Origin of the sequence: Micromonospora palomenae (assembly GCF_007829925.1) — a bacterium.
Taxonomy (GTDB): Bacteria; Actinomycetota; Actinomycetes; order Mycobacteriales; family Micromonosporaceae; genus Micromonospora; species Micromonospora purpureochromogenes.
In genome coordinates, this window is sequence record NZ_VIXA01000006.1 from 184726 (window position 1) to 200300 (window position 15575).

Sequence of the window (15575 nt, forward strand, 5' to 3'; positions counted from 1 at the left end):
TCCCGTCGCGGTGGCCGGCGTCGCCGCGCCACCGTCGTTCGCGACTGCGGGGCTCGCAAGCTCACTCCTCGCGCTCACCGGGCCACCGCCTCGTAGACGAAGTTCAGCAGCGCGACGTCGCCGTCGCGCCGCCCGTACCCGGCCGCGGCCGCGCCCATCGCGGCGAGCCGGCGGGGGTCGCGGACCAGCGGGATGACCGTCCGCTCCAGCCAGTCCGGGGTCAGCTCGGCGTCGTCGACGAGCAGCCCGCCGCCGGCCTCCACCACGGGCAGCGCGTTGCGCTTCTGCTCCTGGTTGCTGTGCGGGTACGGCACGTAGATGGTGGGCAGGCCGATGGCGGCCACCTCGGCGCAGGTCATCGCCCCGCCCCGGCCCAGCATCAGGTCGGCGGCGGCGTAGCCCAGCTCCATCTCGGACAGGTACGGCAGGGTCACGTACGGCACCGGCAGGTCGGTGGGGATTGGCACCGGCTCGTTGCGGGCGCCGATCACGTGCAGCACCTGCACGCCGTTGCGGGCCAGTTCCTTGGCCGCGCCGGAGACCGCCAGGTTGATCGAGCGGGCGCCCTGCGAACCGCCGGCGACGAAGAGCACCGGCAGGTCGGGGCGGAGTCCGAAGTGGGCCCGGGCGGCGTTGCGCATGGCGACCCGGTCCAGCCCGGCGATGCCCCGACGCAGCGGCACGCCGACCACCCGGGCGTCGCGCAGCGACTCGGCCTGCGCGGGCTGGTGCGGGAAGCCCACCGCGACGTTCTTGGTGAACTTCATGCCGAGCCGGTTGGCCACGCCGGGCGGCACGTTCACCTCGTGGATGACGATCGGCAGCTCGCGACGCCAGGCGGCGAGGTAGCCGGGGACGGAGACGTACCCGCCGAAGCCGACCACCGCGTCGGCCTGCACCTCGTCGATCACCTTGCCCGCGGCGCGGGCCGCCTTCCACATCCGGTCCGGGGTGCGCACCAGGCTCATGTTGACCGAGCGGGGCAGCTGGTACGCCGGAATCTGGCGCAGGTCGTAGCCGGCCGGCGGGATCAGCTCGTTCTCCAGGCCCTTCGGCGTGCCCAGACAGGTGATCCGGACGCCCGGGTCGTGTCGGCGCAGGCAGTCGGCGAAGGCGAGCAGCGGGTAGATGTGGCCACCCGTACCCCCTCCACAGAGCACCACCGAACGCAGCGGACCCATCAGCGTCTCCTCTCGCTCGCCGTCCCGCCACGGGTCCGGCCCTGCCGGCCACCGCGCGGTGCGGCCTGGTCGTCCTCCCGCCGCGCTCGCGACCGGGGCACGGACCCTCGGGCAGCCGGTGGCGTCGCCGGGCGGCGGCGCCGGCCGGGAAGCGGCGGCAACGGGGCCCAGAGTAGTCGGACCCACCGGGCGGGCGGACGGGCATGCAGGGCTCGCGCGGCGTCGGGCTCGGCGCGGGCGAACGAGGCGAGGATGCCGACCGCCGCCAGCGTCACGACCAGGGCGCTGCCGCCGTCGGAGATGAACGGCAGCGGCACGCCGGTCAGCGGCAGCAGGCCGATCACGCCACCGATGTTGATGACGGCCTGGCCGACCAGCCAGGCGGTGATCGCGGCGGCGGCGAGCCGGCGGAACGGGTCCTCGACCCGCCGCGCGACGCGCAGCCCGGTGTAGGCGAGCACGGCGAAGAGCACCAGGATGACGGTGCAGCCGACCACCCCGAGCTCCTCGGCGATCACCGCGAAGATGAAGTCGTTGTGCGCCGCCGGCAGCCAGCCGAACTTCAGGCTGCTCTTGCCCAGCCCGACGCCGAACCAACCGCCGTGCTCGATGGCGTTGCGGGCCTGGACGAGCTGCCAGCAGCCGGTCTCCAGGCAGGTGGCCGGGTCGGGCGGGTTGATGAACGAGGTCAACCGGGCCAGCCGGTAGTTCTCCTCGCCGACCGCGCCGGAACCGGCGCCGAGCGAGGCCACGGCCACCAGCACGCCGATGCCGAGCAGGCCCACCGCGGAGAGCGCGGCGAACACCCGCATCCGCACCCCGGCCGCCCAGAGCAGCCCGACCACGATCGCCAGCAGGCAGAGCATGGTGCCCAGGTCGTTGTAGCCGACCAGCACGAAGAGCAGCCCGACCACCGGGAAGAGCGGGGTGGCCAGTTCCTTCCACCAGCCGAGCGCGGCGCCCTTGCGGGCGATCACGTGCGCGCCCCAGAGCACCAGCGCGAGCTTGGCCAGCTCGGAGGGCTGCACCTGGATCGGGCCGAGGTAGAGCCAGAGCAGGTTGGCCCGCAGCGGCCCGAGCGCCTTGATCCGGAACAGCGAGTCCAGGGCCAGCAGCAGGTTGAGCACCAGCAGCAGCACCACCGCCGCGGCCAGCACCGGCCGGCCGAGCGAGCGGAAGGTGCTGGCCGGCAGCCGCTGGCAGGCCCAGAACGCGACGATGCCGATCACCGCGAAGACGGCCTGCTTGGTCACCGACGCCGAGGCGTCGCCGGCCTCGGCGTAGTCCTTCACGCTGGTCGCCGAGAAGACCATGGTCAGGCCGATCAGCAGCAGCAGGCCGGCGCTGGACAGCAGCAGGTAGTAGGAGGCCAGCGGGCGGGCCAGCAGGCCGCGCAGCCCCGCCAGGCCGCCGGCCGCGTCCAGGCCGGGGATCGCCGCCGGCGGGTCGGCGGTACGCCCCGCGCCCGCGACCCGCCGTGCCTGGGTCTCCGCCGCCGTCGTCGTCGTGCCGGTGCTGCCTCGGTCCTCCCCCACCAGCCCATCATCGCCGCTCTTCCGGGCCCGTTCGCGCCGTTCGGCCCGGTCGGCGTGTCGGAATGCGGAACGGGGGCCCCTCGGCTATGAGGGACCCCCGTACGCGACGGTCGCGGCGCGGCCGGCATTCTCCGACCCTGCCGGGCCGGTGTCGGCGACTCAGCCCATGCTGGCCAGGAAGTCGCTGTAGAACAGGCCGAGCGCGATGGCGACGCCGATCCCGGCGATGATCCAGAACCGCACCACGATGTTGACCTCGCTCCAGCCGGCGAGTTCGAAGTGGTGCTGCAGCGGCGACATCCGGAACACCCGCTTGCCGGTGGTCCGGAAGGAGATGATCTGGATCACCACCGACATGGTGATGATCACGAACAGCCCGCCGATGATCGGCAGCAGCAGGATCGTCCGGGTGGACATCGCCATGCCGGCGATCAGACCGCCCAGGCCGAGCGCGCCGGTGTCGCCCATGAAGATCCGGGCGGGCGAGGTGTTCCACCAGAGGAAGCCGACGCAGGCGCCGGCCGCCGCCCCGGCGATCAACGCGATCTCCAGCGGGTCCCGCACGGCGTAGCAGTAGTTGTTCGGGTTGGCGGTGTAGGTCGGGTCGGCGCACCAGTGCCGGTACTGCCAGAACGCGATCAACGCGTACGCGGCCAGGACCATCACCGAGGCGCCGGTGGCGAGGCCGTCGAGGCCGTCGGTGAGGTTCACCCCGTTGGTCGCGGCCATCACCACGAAGATGATCACGATCACCGAGGCGATCTTGCCGATCTCCAGCGCCGGGATGTCCCGGATGAAGCTGAGCGTGGTGGCCCCGACGGTCTCGGTGTTGGTTGCCGCGCCGCTGGCGTCGGTCATCGTGCTCGGGAAGTAGAGCGCCACCACCCCGAAGATCGCGCCGACCAGGATCTGCCCGAAGAGCTTGCCGCGCTTGTTGAGACCGCCGCTGTGCCGCTTGCGGACCTTGAGGAAGTCGTCGATGAAGCCGACCGCCCCGGAGAAGACCATCAGCCCCAGCAGCACCAGCGCCGTGATGGTCGGCTCGACCTGGGCGATCTGCGCGTCCGGCAGCGTGGTCAGGGCCAGGTGACCGGCGACGTACGCGATCACCGTGGCCAGGATGAAGACCACGCCGCCCATCGTCGGCGTGCCCTTCTTGCCCTGGTGCATCGCCGGGCCCTCGGCCCGGATCGGCTGGCCGGCCTTGAGCCGGGTGAACACCTTGATCGCGATCGGGGTGCCGAGCAGCGAGATCAGGAACGCCACACCGACGGCGATGATGACCGCCCTCATGCGATGTCACCCTCGGTCGCGACTGCGGGGCTCGCAAGCTCGCTCCTCGCGCTCCCGCCGACCCCGTTCCAGTCGGCCTCGGCGCGCAGCGCGTCGGCCACCTCCCAGGTGCGGTACCGGGAGCCCTTCACCAGGACGACATCGCCCGGTCGTAGCTCGCTGCGCAGCACCTCGACGGCCGCCGCCTGATCGGTGAGCAGCACCGACTCTCCTCCCCAGTCACTTACCGCTGTCGCGCCCTCGTGGATCGGCGCCGCCGGCTCACCCACCACGAGCAGCCGGTCCACGCCCAACTCCGCCGCCAGCCGGCCCACCTCCCGGTGCCCGTCGCGTTCGAAGTCGCCCAGCTCGGCCATGTAGCCGAGCGCGGCAAAGATACGCCCTTCGCGGCGCATGCCGGCAAGGGCGCGCAGCGCCACCGCCATCGACGCCGGGTTGGCGTTGTACGAGTCGTCGATCACGGTCACCCCGTCGGGCCGGTCGAAGACGTCCATCCGGCGGGTGGAGACCAGCCCCAGCTCGCCCAGGGCGTCGGCCACCTCGGCCAGCGGCATCCCGAGCTCGCGGGCCACCGCCGCCGCGGCCAGCGAGTTGGAGACCTGGTGCCGGCCGGTCAGCCCGAGCCGCACCGGGGCGGTCCCCTCCGGGGTGAGCAGCGTGTACGACGGCCGGCCCCGGTCGTCCAGCGACACGTCGACCGCCCGGACGTCGGCGTGCGCGGCCTCGCCGTACCGGACCACCCGGGCGGCGGTGCGCGCGGCCATCGCGTCGACCAGCGGGTCGTCGGCGTTGAGCACGGCCAGCCCGTCGGCCGGCAGCGCCTCGACCAGTTCCCCCTTGGCCAGGGCGATGTTCTCCACCGAGCCGAACTCGCCGATGTGCGCGACCCCGACGTTGAGCACCACGGAGATCCGCGGCGGCACCACGTCGCACAGGTAGCGCACGTGCCCGATCCCCCGGGCGCCCTTCTCCATCACCAGGAAGCGGGTCTCCGGCGTGGCCTGCAACGCCGTGTACGGGTGCCCCAGCTCGTTGTTGAACGAGCCCGGCGGGGCCACCGTCGGGCCGAGCCGGACGGTGAGCTGGGCGATCAGGTCCTTGGTGGTGGTCTTGCCCGACGAGCCGGTCAGCCCGATCACGGTCAGCTGCGGCAGCCGGTCCACCACCGCGCGGGCCAACCGGCCCATCGCGGTCAGCGCGTCTCCCACCAGCACCATGGGCACCCCGGGCACCTCGCGGGTGCCGAGCACCGCCACCGCGCCCGCGTCCACCGCGCCGGCGGCGTAGTCGTGCCCGTCGACCTTCTCGCCCGGGAAGGCGACGAAGAGCGCCCCGGCGGTGACCTTGCGCGAGTCGAACTCGACCGGGCCGGTGACCCGGGCCGCCGGGTCGGCGCCGACGAGGCGGCCGTCGACGGCCGAGGCGACCTCGGCCAGGCTCAGCGGGATCACCGTCGACCCGCCAGGTCCCCGAAGCGGGCGCCGAGCGCCTCCGCCAGCTCCACCCGGTCGTCGAACGGGTGCACCTCGCCGGCGACCTCCTGGCCACGCTCGTGGCCCTTGCCGAGCACCGCCACCACGTCGCCGGGCTCGGCGAGCCGGACCGCCTCGGCGATGGCGGCCCGCCGGCCCGGGGCCTCGATGATCCGGGCGGGGGTGCCGGCCGCGTACGCCCCGGCGAGCACCTCGGCCCGGATCGCGGCCGGGTCCTCGGTGCGCGGGTTGTCGTCGGTCACCAGCACCACGTCGGCGCCCCGCGCCGCGGCGGCGCCCATCACCGGCCGCTTGCCCCGGTCCCGGTCACCGCCCGCGCCGATGACGCAGATCAGCCGACCCGCGCTCAGCTCGCGCAGCGCGGCCAGGGCGGCCACGATGGCGTCCGACTTGTGCGCGTAGTCGACCACGCCGCGCACCGGACCGGCCGCGCTGACCAGCTCCAGCCGCCCCGGGACGCCGCCGCAGGCGGCCACCCCCTCGGCGGCGACCGCCGGGTCGACCCCGGCGGCCACCAGGCTGGCGATGGCCAGCAGCGCGTTGGCCACGTTGTGCCGGCCGGGCAGGGCCACCCCGGCGGGCAGCGCCAGGCCGTCCGGGCCGTGGACGGTGAAGCGCTGGGCGTACCCCTCGCCACCGACCTCGTCGGCCCACCAGGTGGCCGCGCGGTCGCCGGCCGCCGAGTAGCTGATCGTGGCCGGCTTGAACAGCGGGCGCAGCGCCGGGTCGTCGAGGTTGAGCACCTCGGCGGCGCAGCGGCCGTCGAAGAGCCGCGCCTTGGCCGCGAAGTAGTCGGCCGAGTCGGCGTGGAAGTCGAGGTGGTCGGAGCCGAAGTTGGTGTAGCCGCCGACGGTGAACCGGACCCCGCCGACCCGCCCCATCGCCAGGGCGTGGCTGGAGACCTCCATGACCACCGCGGTCACCCCGCGCTCGCGGGCGGCGGCGAGCATGGCGTGCAGGTCGGTCGCCTCCGGCGTGGTCCGCACGCTGTCGATCACCAGATCGCCCAGCCGGGTCTCCACGGTGCCGATCAGGCCGGTGGTGTGCCCGGCGGCGCGCAGGCCGGACTCCACCAGGTAGGCCGTCGAGGTCTTGCCGGCCGTGCCGGTGACCCCGATCACGGTCAGCCCCTCGGTCGGGTCGCCGTAGACGGCGGAGGCGAGGTCGCCGAGCACCGCCCGGGGGTCCGGGACCACCAGGGCGGGCAGGCCGGCCGCGGTCACCGCGGCGGCGCCGGCCGGGTCGGTCAGCGCGGCCACCGCGCCGGCGGCCGCGGCGGCCTCGGCGAACTCCGCGCCGTGCCGGCGGGCGCCGGGCAGCGCGGCGTACAGGTCGCCGGGACGGACCTCCTGGCTGGCGTGGGTCGCCCCGGTCACCGCCACGTCGGCGGCGGCCTCCGGCGGCGCGACGGCGAGCCGGGCGGCGAGGTCGCCGAGCCGGACTCCGGGCACGGTACGGGGACGTGGATTGCCGGGCACGGCGTCAGACCCTACCCGGTCGTCCGGTTCCGACCGCACAGCCGCCCCGGTGGTTCGTCCCCACTCACCGATGATGTCCCGCCTTGGCTGTTCAGCGCGGAAAGACCTCGAACTTGGGGGCCTTGCCGCCCGACGGGGGAACCCGGTAATGCCGCAGCGTGAAGCCCATCATCTCGCGGAAGGCGGGCGCGGCCACCGTGCCGCCCTCGCCGCCGGGGCTCCACACGAAGACCGCCACCACGTACCGGGGCTTCTCCGCCGGTGCCATCCCGATGAACGAGCCGACCTCGCCGGGCTGCTTCTCCCCGTCGACCAGCCGCCAGCCGGTACCGGTCTTGCCGGCGACCCGGTAGCCGGGCACCGCCGCGGCCACGCCGGTCGCCCCGTCGACGGTGGTGACCGCCTCCAGGATGGTGCGCAGCGCGGCGGCGTTGGCCGGGCTGAGCACCGGTCGGGTGACCGGCGGCCCGGCGGGCGTGCGCTTCCCGTCCGCCCCGCTGATCACCTCCTTGATCAGGTGCGGCTGGACGTACGTGCCGTTGTTGGCGATGGTGGCGTAGGCGGCGGCCATCTGCAGGGGCGTGGCGTCCACGCTGTGCCCGATCGGCACCGACCCGTACGACGACCCGCTCCACTCGTCGGCGGGCAGCAGCCGCCCGGAGGCCTCCCCCGGCATCCCCTCGCCGGTGGGCTGCCCCAGCCCGAACCGCTTCTGGTAGTCGATCAGCCGGTCCCGGCCCAGCTCGTCGGCGATCTTGATGGTGCCGACGTTGGACGAGAAGGCCATCATCCCCGGCAGGCTCATCCGCCGGCCGTTCGCCGGGTGGGTGTCGGCGAAGGTCGTGTCGCCCATGATGACGGTGTTGGGGATGGGCAGGGTGGTGTCGGGAGTGATCACGCCCTCCTGCAACGCCGCGCCGAAGGTGATCGCCTTGTGCACCGACCCCGGGTCGACCACGAAGCTGGTCGCCGCGTCCTCCCGGTCGGTCGGCCGGCTCGGCTCCGGGTTGGCCGCGTTGTAGCTGGGGTGGCTGGCCTGGGCCAGCACCTCGCCGGTCGCCACGTCCAGCACCACGGCCGCGCCGACGCTGCCCCGGGTCTGCGCCATCTGCCGGCCGAGCACCTGCTGCACCTGGTACTGCAGGTCCCGGTCGATGGTGAGCACCAGCGAGCTGCCCGGCTTGGCCGGGGTGGTCTGGCTGTAGCCGCCGGGGATGGGGGCGTCCAGGTCACCCTGGCCCGCCTCGTAGACGCGCCGGCCGTCCTTGCCCTGGAGCACGTCGTCGTAGCGCGCCTCCAGCCCCTCCAGGCCGTTCATGTCCTGGCTGACGAAGCCGACCAGGTTGGCGGCCAGATCGCCGCCGGGCACCTCGCGCCGCTCGTCGCGGTGGGTGCCGATGCCGGCGAGGTCGAGCGCCTCGATCTGCTTGGCCTTGGGGATGTCGACGCCCCGGGCCAGGTACTGGAACTGCGACTCGCCGCCGCCGGGCAGGCCGCGCCGCTTCATCTTCTCGGCCAGCTCGGAGGCGGGCACGCCGAGCAGCGGGGAGAGCAGCCGGGCCGTGGTCGCCCGGTCCTTGACCTGGGTCGGGTCGGCGAAGACGTACCGGGCCTCGACGCTGCGGGCCAGCGGCGCGCCGGTGCGGTCGACGATCGCGCCGCGCGGGGCGGGCAGGTCGACCCGGGTGAGCCGGGAGTCGATGCCCCCACCCGCGTACGCCGGGGTGTCCACCGCCTGGAGGAAGACCAGCCGGATGCCGATGGTGACGAAGAGCGCCAGCACGAGCATGGTGCCCAGCCGCAGCCGGCGGCGCGGCTCGGCCAGCTTCGGCGGCCGGCGCGGCTTGCGGGCGGGGCGGCGGGGCACCGGGCGGTCCGGCCGGCGCGGTGCGCGCCCGCCGGCCCGGCGGCGCGGCGGCGCCAGCTCCTCCTCGTCGTCGTCGACCCAGCGCGGCCGGGTCGGGACGGTGCGGATGACGCCGGCCCGGGCGACCGGAGCGGCCTCCCGCCGCCCGGCGCGGGCCCCCGCCCGGCCGCCGTCAAGCACCTGCAACGCCGGGCGGAACGGGTCGCCGGAGCGGCCCGCCCGGGGGTTACGCCGCTGGCCGGCCCGCTCCTCACGGCCGCCGGCCCGCTCCTCGCCGCTCTCCCGGATGGTCCGGCCCCGGGGGGTGTACGCCCGGGCGTCGGAGATCCCGCCGATCCCCGGCTCGCCGGTCCGCGGGTCCCCGCCCCGGCCGGCCCGGGACGGGCCGCGCCGGGAGCCCGTGGTGGGGTCCCGGCGCGGTTCGTCCGATCTCGGCGGCACTGCTATCCCCCGTTGCCCTGCTGGCTGGTGATCGCCGGCTGTCCGTCGGCGGGCTGCGGCACGCCGATCATCCGGCCGTCCGGCAGCCGGATGTACGCCGGCTCGCCGGCCTCGACCAGGCCGAGCTTGCGCGCCTCGGCGGTCAGGTTGCCCGGCGCCTTGGCCTCCTCGATCTGCTTGTTCAGCTGCTGCTCGTCCACGTCGAGGCGGGACTGCTGCTGCTGGAGCTGCTGGAGCTTGAAGGCGTTCTCGTTGATCTTCGTGTTGACGGCCAGGATGCCCAGCACCCCGCCGACGACCAGCACCACGATCAGCGCCGCGAACGGCGCCCGCGGCACCCGCACCGGCGGCGGCGGAGCGACCCGCAGCCGGGGCCGGGCGGCCGTGGTGTCGGCGACCTTCTCGGCCGGCCGCAGCGCGGCGTTGCCCTGGACCGGGAACTCGCGCGCCCCCCGGGCGCGAGTCTCCCCCTGCCGGCCGGCGAGGTCCGCCGGCTTGTCGCCGCGCGTAGTGCGCTGCGCCGCGGTCCGGCCCCCCGACCGCGGTGCGCGCTGCCCGACGGCCTCCCGGCCGTCGCGCTTGTTGACGTTCATGTCCCCTCCCCCTCTTCGTCCGTCCCTCTGCCGTCCCCCGGCGCCGACCTACGGTCCACTGTGGAACCCGACGTCGACCCCGTCCCCGGTTGGTGCATCGCCTTGACCCGGCGGCGGTACCGTTCGCGGTCGGTCCGCCCCTGCTGCGCGGTGGCCGGGTCGAGTCGCTCCGCGGCCCGCAGGCGCACCGAGGCGGCGCGCGGGTTCACGGCGACCTCCGCCTCCCCGGGAAGCTCGGCGCCCCGGCTGAGCAGCCGGAACGTCGGGCCTGACCCGGGAAGTTCCACCGGAAGGTCGATCGGGCCCTTACTGCGGACCCGGTCGGCGAGCGCCTGCTTGGTGAGCCGGTCCTCCAGCGAGTGGTAGGACAGGACCACCATGCGGCCGCCCACGTTGAGCTTGTCCAGAGCGGCCGGCAGCGCCGTCTCCAGCGCTGCCAGCTCCCTGTTTACCTCGATCCGTAAAGCCTGAAACGTTCTCTTGGCCGGGTGTCCACCCGTTCGCCGGGCTGGTGCCGGAATGCTCTCCCTGACCAGCTCGGCGAGCCGGGCCGAGGAGGTGATCCGGCCGCGCTCGCGCTCCCGGATGATCGCCGAGGCGATCCGCCCGGCGAATTTCTCCTCGCCGTAGACCCGCAGCACCCGGGCCAGGTCCGGGTGCGAGTAGGTGTTGACCACCTCCTCGGCGGTCACCCCCCGGGTCTGGTCCATCCGCATGTCCAGCGGCGCGTCCTGGGCGTACGCGAACCCGCGGTCGGGCGCGTCCAGCTGCAACGAGGAGACCCCCAGGTCGAACAGGATCCCGTCGATGCCCGGATAGCCGAGCTGGTCCAGCACCTCGGGCAGCTCGTCGTAGACGGCGTGCACCAGGTGGATCCGGTCGGCGAAGCGGGCCAGCCGGACCCGCGCGTGGGCGAGGGCCTCGGTGTCCCGGTCCAGGCCGATCAGCACCGTCCGCGGGTGCCGCTCCAGCACCGCCTCGGCGTGCCCGGCCAGCCCCAGCGTCGCGTCGACGTGCACCGTCCGGTCACCCCGGTCCAGCGCGGGGGCCAGCAACTCGAGACACCTCTCGAGCAGCACCGGCACGTGCGTGCCGCGTAGCTCCCCCATGTCGACCCCCACTGGTTGAAAGTTCCGTTCGGTCCTGCGACCCTGCTCGTCGGACGACGCCGTGCCGTCGTACCGCCAGATCCCCATCCGCTCCCGCTTCGCCTCCCGAGGCCGCGGCCCCGGAGACTGATCGTGCGCCTGGCACCGGGGAAGGGGTGCCAGGAACTCGAAAGCGGCTGGAGATCTCGCAGTACGTCGGGCGCCGTCACGCCCTACAGGCCGCCGGGCAGCACCCCCTCCTCGATGTCGGCGAAGTCGTCTTCGCTCTCGGCGAGATAGGTCTCCCAGGCCGCCTTGTCCCAGATCTCCACCCGGGTGCTCGCCCCGATCACCACCAGGTCCCGGTCGAGCGCGGCGTACGACCGGAGGTGGGCCGGGATGGTGACCCGTCCCTGCTTGTCGGGGACCTCGTCGTGCGCGCTGGCGAAGAAGACCCGGCTGTAGGCCCGGGCCGCCTTGTGCGTCATGGGCTGCGCGCGCAACTGGTCGGCGATCCGCTGGAACTCGGGCGTGGGGAAGACGTAGAGGCAGCGCTCCTGCCCTTTGGTGATCACGACACCCCCCGCCAGCTCGTCCCGGAACTTCGCCGGAAGGATCAACCGGCCTTTGTCGTCCAGGCGCGGAGTGTGGGTGCCGAGGAACATCGGCCCTACCCCCTCGCCCTTTTAGCGGCGTTCGCGGCGCCGCTGACCCCCCGGGCCGGTGGGCCCTCCCGGCCTCACCATCGCGCCCCACTCTACTCCACTTCCCTCCACCTGCAACCAGAAACGCCCGCGTGGCGCGCCGCTCTGCCGGGCAAAAGCGCACGTCAGGAGGGGTGGAGCGGAGTGGAGGGCCGGAGCGCCCCCCGAGCCGCGTCCGCTACCCGACACCGGTCGACTCCGACCGGCGGAGCGCGGGGCGACCGGACGCCCGAGAAGGATCCGGCCGAACGGTTCGCCGTCGGCGGCGATCTGGTGGGCGTGCCGGTCCGGTAACCTCGCTCGGGTGACGGACGCGAAGATGCCCCTGCGGGCAAAGGTGGCCAGCTCCGTGTCCCGGACGGCCGCGGCCCTGTCGCGCGCCGCCGGCCGGGGCGACGGCTCGGTGATCGGCGGCTGGATCGGGCTGAAGATCGACCCCGACCTGCTCGCCCACCTCTCCGCCGGCCGCGCCATCGCGCTGGTCTCCGGCACCAACGGCAAGACCACCACCACCCGGCTCGCCGCCGCCGCCGTCGGGGTGCTCGGTCGGGTGGCCACCAACTCGTTCGGCGCCAACATGCCGACCGGCCACACCTCCGCCCTGGCCAAGGCGGGCAGCACCCCGTACGCGGTGCTGGAGGTCGACGAGCACTACCTCGCGCAGGTGCTGGAGTCCACCGAGCCGCACGTGGTGGCGCTGCTCAACCTCTCCCGCGACCAGCTGGACCGGGCCAAGGAGGTCGCCATGATGGCGCAGCTCTGGCGCGCGGCGCTGGTCCGGCACGCCGACGTGCGGGTGGTGGCCAACGCCGACGACCCGATGGTGGTCTGGGCGGCCACCCCGCCGGCCGACCCGGCGCGCGGGGTCAACCCGCCGCACGTCACCTGGTTCAGCGCCGGCCAGCGCTGGCACGACGACTCCTGGGTCTGCCCCGAGTGCGGCTCCACCATCCAGCGCTCAGGAGAGCAGTGGTGGTGCACCGGCTGCCCGCTGCGCCGGCCCGAGCCGCAGTGGACCGTGGAGGACGATGGCGTCCTCGACCCCACCGGCGCCTGGCACAAGGTGGCCCTCCAGCTCCCCGGCAAGGTCAACATCGGCAACGCGGCCACCGCGCTGGCCGTCGCCGCCGAGTTCGGGGTACGCCCCGTCGACGCGGTCTCCCGGCTGGGCACCGTCACCTCGGTCGCCGGCCGCTACGCCCAGGTCGACCGGGACGGGCGCAACATCCGGCTGCTGCTGGCCAAGAACCCGGCCAGCTGGCTGGAGGCGTTCGACATGGCCGACGTGGCGCCGACGCTGCTCTCCATCAACGCCCGCGACCCCGACGGGCTGGACACCTCCTGGCTCTTCGACGTCGACTTCGCCCCGCTGCGCGGCCGGCAGGTGCTGATCACCGGCGACCGGGCGTACGACCTGGCGGTCCGGCTCGACGTCAACGCCGTGCCGTTCCAGCACGTGCGGACGTTCGACGAGGCGGTCCGGGCGGTCCCGCCGGGCCGGCTGGAGGTCATCGCGAACTACACCGCCTTCCAGGACATCCGAGCGGAGTTGGACCGTGTCAACTGAGAGCCTGCGCATCGTCTGGATCTACCCCGACCTGCTCTCCACCTACGGCGACCGGGGCAACATGCTGATCCTGGCCCGCCGGGCGCAGCTGCGCGGGATGCCGGTCGAGGTGCTGGAGGTCCGCTCCGACCAGCGGCTGCCCGCCACCGCCGACATCTACCTGATCGGCGGCGGCGAGGACGGCCCGCAGGCGCTCGGCGCCCAGCGGCTGATCGCCGACGGCGGCCTGCACCGGGCGGTCGCCCAGGGCTCCGTGGTCTTCGGCGTCTGCGCCGGCTACCAGCTGCTCGGCACCTCCTTCTTCGCCAAGGGCACCAAGTGCGCCGGGCTGGAGCTGCTCGACCTCTCCTCCGACCGGGGCCCCACCCGGGCCGTCGGCGAGCTGGCCGGCGAGATCGACCCGCGGCTGGGCGTACCGGCGCTGTCCGGGTTCGAGAACCACGGCGGGCGCACCCACCTGGGCCCCGGCGTCTCGCCGCTGGCCCGGGTCACCGCCGGGGTCGGCAACGACGGCGCCACCGAGGGCGCCTGGCGCGGCAAGCTGCTCGGCACGTACTCGCACGGGCCGGCGCTGGCCCGCAACCCGGCCCTGGCCGACCTGCTGCTGCGCTGGGCCACCGGGGTGCACCAGCTCCCGCCGCTGGACGACACCTGGGCCGACCGGCTCCGCTCCGAGCGCCGCGCCGCAGTGGCCGCCGCCGACCGGGCATGATCCACGCCGTCCGGCGGCTGCTCGGCCAGCCGTCCGGGCGTCGCTTCACCGCGCTGCTGCTCCTGCTCGCCGGCTTCGGGGTGCTGCTGCTGGTGGCGCCCCGGCCGGACGTCGCCCGGCTGCCGCACCTCGCCGACTCCCTCGGCGGGTACGCCCCGCTCGCGGCGATCGCCGCCGGGGCGGTGCTGCTGGTCGCGCTGGTCCCGCGGACTTTCGTCACGCTCGCCTCCGGCGCCATCTTCGGCCCCCTGGAGGGCGCCGCGTACGCGCTCGGCGCGGCCCTGCTCGCCGCGGCGATCGGCTTCGCGGTCGGCCGGGTGCTGGGCCGGGAGTTCGTCGCGGAACGGGTCCGGGGCCGGCTGGCCCGACTCGACGGCTGGTTCGCCCGGCAGAGCGTGCTGGGAGTGATCACCGTCCGGCTGCTGCCCATCGCCGGCTTCGGCCTGGTCAGCTACGGCTACGGCACCACCGGCGCGCGGGTGCTGCCGTTCCTCGCCGGCAGCGCGCTGGCCTCCGCCCCGACCGCGTTCGGCTACGCCGCGATCGGCGCGGCGGTCAGCTCGCCGGGCGAGGTCAACTGGTACGCCGCCGCCCCCGCCAGCCTCGGCCTGATCGCCAGCGCCGTGCTGATCCACCGCTGGTGGCGGGCCGAACGGCAGCGCCGGCTCGGTGCGATGGAGCCGCGACCGTGACGGGTGGGAGCGGGCCGCCGCGCCGCGCCGAGGTGGCCGCCGCCGACGGGCAGTCCGCCGAGGTGGCCGGCGCCGACGGGTCCACCGTCGAGGTGGCCGGCGCCGGCGACCCGGCCGGCGAGGTGGTGCGGGGCGGCGGGTTCGACGCCGAGGAGGTGCTGGCCGGCGGGTTCATCGCCGAGGTGGTCCGGATCGGCGACACCGTCCGCCGCACTCCCCCGGCCAACGCCGGGTTCGTCACCGCCCTGTTGGCGCACCTGGACCGGGTCGGCGCGCAGGTGGCGCCCCGTTTTCTGGGCACCGACGAGCGGGGCCGGCAGGTGCTCAGCCACGTCGCCGGGCGGGTGCCGTGGCGGGAGCGGGAGGACCCGGCCTTCTTCTCGGACGCCGCGCTGACCCGGCTGGCCGAACTGATCCGGGCCCTGCACGACGCCTGCGCCGGCACCGCTCTGGCCGGCGGCGCGGAGACCGTCTGCCACCGCGACGTGTCGCCGAAGAACACCGTGTACCGGGACCTGCCCGCCGGCCTACTGCCGGTGGCGTTCCTAGACTGGGACCTCGCCGCGCCGGGCCGCCGGATCGACGACGTGGCGTTCGCCGCGTGGCACTGGGGGCGGCTGGGCGAGGGCGCCGACCCGGCTGAGCTGGGCCGGCGCTGCCGGCTGCTCTGCGACGCCTACGACGCGGCCGCCGCCGGACCGGATCCGGTGCCGCTCCCCCGGGACGTGTTGGTCACCGTCATGCTCGACCAGATCGAGGGCACCTGGCGGGGCATCGACGCCGGCGCGGACCGGGACGAGCCCGGCATGCGCCGGCTGCGCGCGGCCGGCGCGGTCGACGGGGTACGCCGCTGGCAGGACTGGCTGCGCACCCACCGGCGCACCGTGCAGTCGACCCTGCACGCCTGAAGCCACCCGCGCCGCCAGCCGCA

General features: G+C 74.6%; 13 protein-coding genes. 4 read left to right on the plus strand and 9 right to left on the minus strand.

Annotated features, from left to right (window positions below):
- Positions 1 to 74 precede the first annotated feature (74 nt).
- The 9 genes from murG to mraZ form a co-directional block, all read right to left on the minus strand.
- Entirely contained in the window at positions 75 to 1181 is a 1107-nt protein-coding gene (gene murG / locus FHX75_RS29640; RefSeq protein WP_088961123.1) for an undecaprenyldiphospho-muramoylpentapeptide beta-N-acetylglucosaminyltransferase, read from the minus strand.
- Positions 1181 to 2587, minus strand: a complete 1407-nt coding sequence (locus tag FHX75_RS29645; RefSeq protein WP_154943940.1) for an FtsW/RodA/SpoVE family cell cycle protein — start codon at positions 2585 to 2587, stop codon at positions 1181 to 1183. The genes murG and FHX75_RS29645 overlap by 1 nt, the downstream gene beginning before the upstream one ends.
- Positions 2588 to 2875: 288 nt before the next feature.
- Positions 2876 to 4009, minus strand: coding sequence for a phospho-N-acetylmuramoyl-pentapeptide-transferase (gene mraY, locus FHX75_RS29650; RefSeq protein WP_154943876.1), 1134 nt, complete (start codon positions 4007 to 4009; stop codon positions 2876 to 2878).
- Positions 4006 to 5460, minus strand: a complete 1455-nt coding sequence (locus tag FHX75_RS29655; RefSeq protein ID WP_170285506.1) for a UDP-N-acetylmuramoyl-tripeptide--D-alanyl-D-alanine ligase — start codon at positions 5458 to 5460, stop codon at positions 4006 to 4008. Before FHX75_RS29655 ends, mraY begins: the two co-directional genes overlap by 4 nt.
- Positions 5457 to 7019 (minus strand): UDP-N-acetylmuramoyl-L-alanyl-D-glutamate--2,6-diaminopimelate ligase, encoded by a 1563-nt coding sequence (locus FHX75_RS29660; RefSeq protein WP_154943878.1) that lies wholly within the window; start codon positions 7017 to 7019, stop codon positions 5457 to 5459. The genes FHX75_RS29655 and FHX75_RS29660 overlap by 4 nt, the downstream gene beginning before the upstream one ends.
- 52 nt (positions 7020 to 7071) lie before the next feature.
- Positions 7072 to 9288: a peptidoglycan D,D-transpeptidase FtsI family protein gene (locus FHX75_RS29665; protein WP_154943880.1), complete on the minus strand. Its 2217-nt coding sequence runs from the start codon at positions 9286 to 9288 to the stop codon at positions 7072 to 7074.
- Between the two features lie 2 nt (positions 9289 to 9290).
- Positions 9291 to 9881: a cell division protein FtsL gene (ftsL, locus tag FHX75_RS29670; protein WP_154943882.1), complete on the minus strand. Its 591-nt coding sequence runs from the start codon at positions 9879 to 9881 to the stop codon at positions 9291 to 9293.
- Positions 9878 to 10990 (minus strand): 16S rRNA (cytosine(1402)-N(4))-methyltransferase RsmH, encoded by a 1113-nt coding sequence (gene rsmH / locus FHX75_RS29675; RefSeq protein WP_154943883.1) that lies wholly within the window; start codon positions 10988 to 10990, stop codon positions 9878 to 9880. The genes ftsL and rsmH overlap by 4 nt, the downstream gene beginning before the upstream one ends.
- A gap of 212 nt (positions 10991 to 11202) precedes the next feature.
- Positions 11203 to 11634 carry a division/cell wall cluster transcriptional repressor MraZ gene (gene mraZ, locus FHX75_RS29680; RefSeq protein ID WP_088961118.1) on the minus strand — a complete coding sequence of 144 codons (432 nt, stop codon included), beginning with the start codon at positions 11632 to 11634 and terminating at the stop codon, positions 11203 to 11205.
- A 358-nt stretch (positions 11635 to 11992) separates the two neighbouring features.
- Between mraZ and FHX75_RS29685 the strand changes: the two genes are divergently transcribed.
- From FHX75_RS29685 to FHX75_RS29700, 4 genes are read left to right on the plus strand one after another with little or no spacing between them, the layout of a single operon-like run.
- The gene (locus FHX75_RS29685; RefSeq protein WP_154943941.1) at positions 11993 to 13240 is read left to right on the plus strand and encodes a MurT ligase domain-containing protein; all 1248 of its coding nucleotides are present in this window, start codon (positions 11993 to 11995) and stop codon (positions 13238 to 13240) included.
- Positions 13230 to 13952 (plus strand): type 1 glutamine amidotransferase, encoded by a 723-nt coding sequence (locus tag FHX75_RS29690; protein ID WP_154943885.1) that lies wholly within the window; start codon positions 13230 to 13232, stop codon positions 13950 to 13952. The genes FHX75_RS29685 and FHX75_RS29690 overlap by 11 nt, the downstream gene beginning before the upstream one ends.
- On the plus strand, positions 13850 to 14644 hold the full coding sequence (locus tag FHX75_RS29695; RefSeq protein WP_425463549.1) for a TVP38/TMEM64 family protein: 795 nt from the start codon (positions 13850 to 13852) through the stop codon (positions 14642 to 14644). Before FHX75_RS29690 ends, FHX75_RS29695 begins: the two co-directional genes overlap by 103 nt.
- Positions 14641 to 15552, plus strand: a complete 912-nt coding sequence (locus tag FHX75_RS29700) for a phosphotransferase (protein ID WP_211364639.1) — start codon at positions 14641 to 14643, stop codon at positions 15550 to 15552. Before FHX75_RS29695 ends, FHX75_RS29700 begins: the two co-directional genes overlap by 4 nt.
- The last annotated feature ends 23 nt before the right edge of the window (positions 15553 to 15575 follow it).

Coding starts and splice junctions, on each gene's coding strand:
- murG (WP_088961123.1), bottom strand. CDS start 1,181: ATGGGTCCGCTGCGTTCGGTGGTGCTCTGTGGAGGGGGTACGGGTGGC.
- mraY (WP_154943876.1), bottom strand. CDS start 4,009: ATGAGGGCGGTCATCATCGCCGTCGGTGTGGCGTTCCTGATCTCGCTG.
- ftsL (WP_154943882.1), bottom strand. CDS start 9,881: ATGAACGTCAACAAGCGCGACGGCCGGGAGGCCGTCGGGCAGCGCGCA.
- rsmH (WP_154943883.1), bottom strand. CDS start 10,990: ATGGGGGAGCTACGCGGCACGCACGTGCCGGTGCTGCTCGAGAGGTGT.
- mraZ (WP_088961118.1), bottom strand. CDS start 11,634: ATGTTCCTCGGCACCCACACTCCGCGCCTGGACGACAAAGGCCGGTTG.
- FHX75_RS29685 (WP_154943941.1), top strand. CDS start 11,993: ATGCCCCTGCGGGCAAAGGTGGCCAGCTCCGTGTCCCGGACGGCCGCG.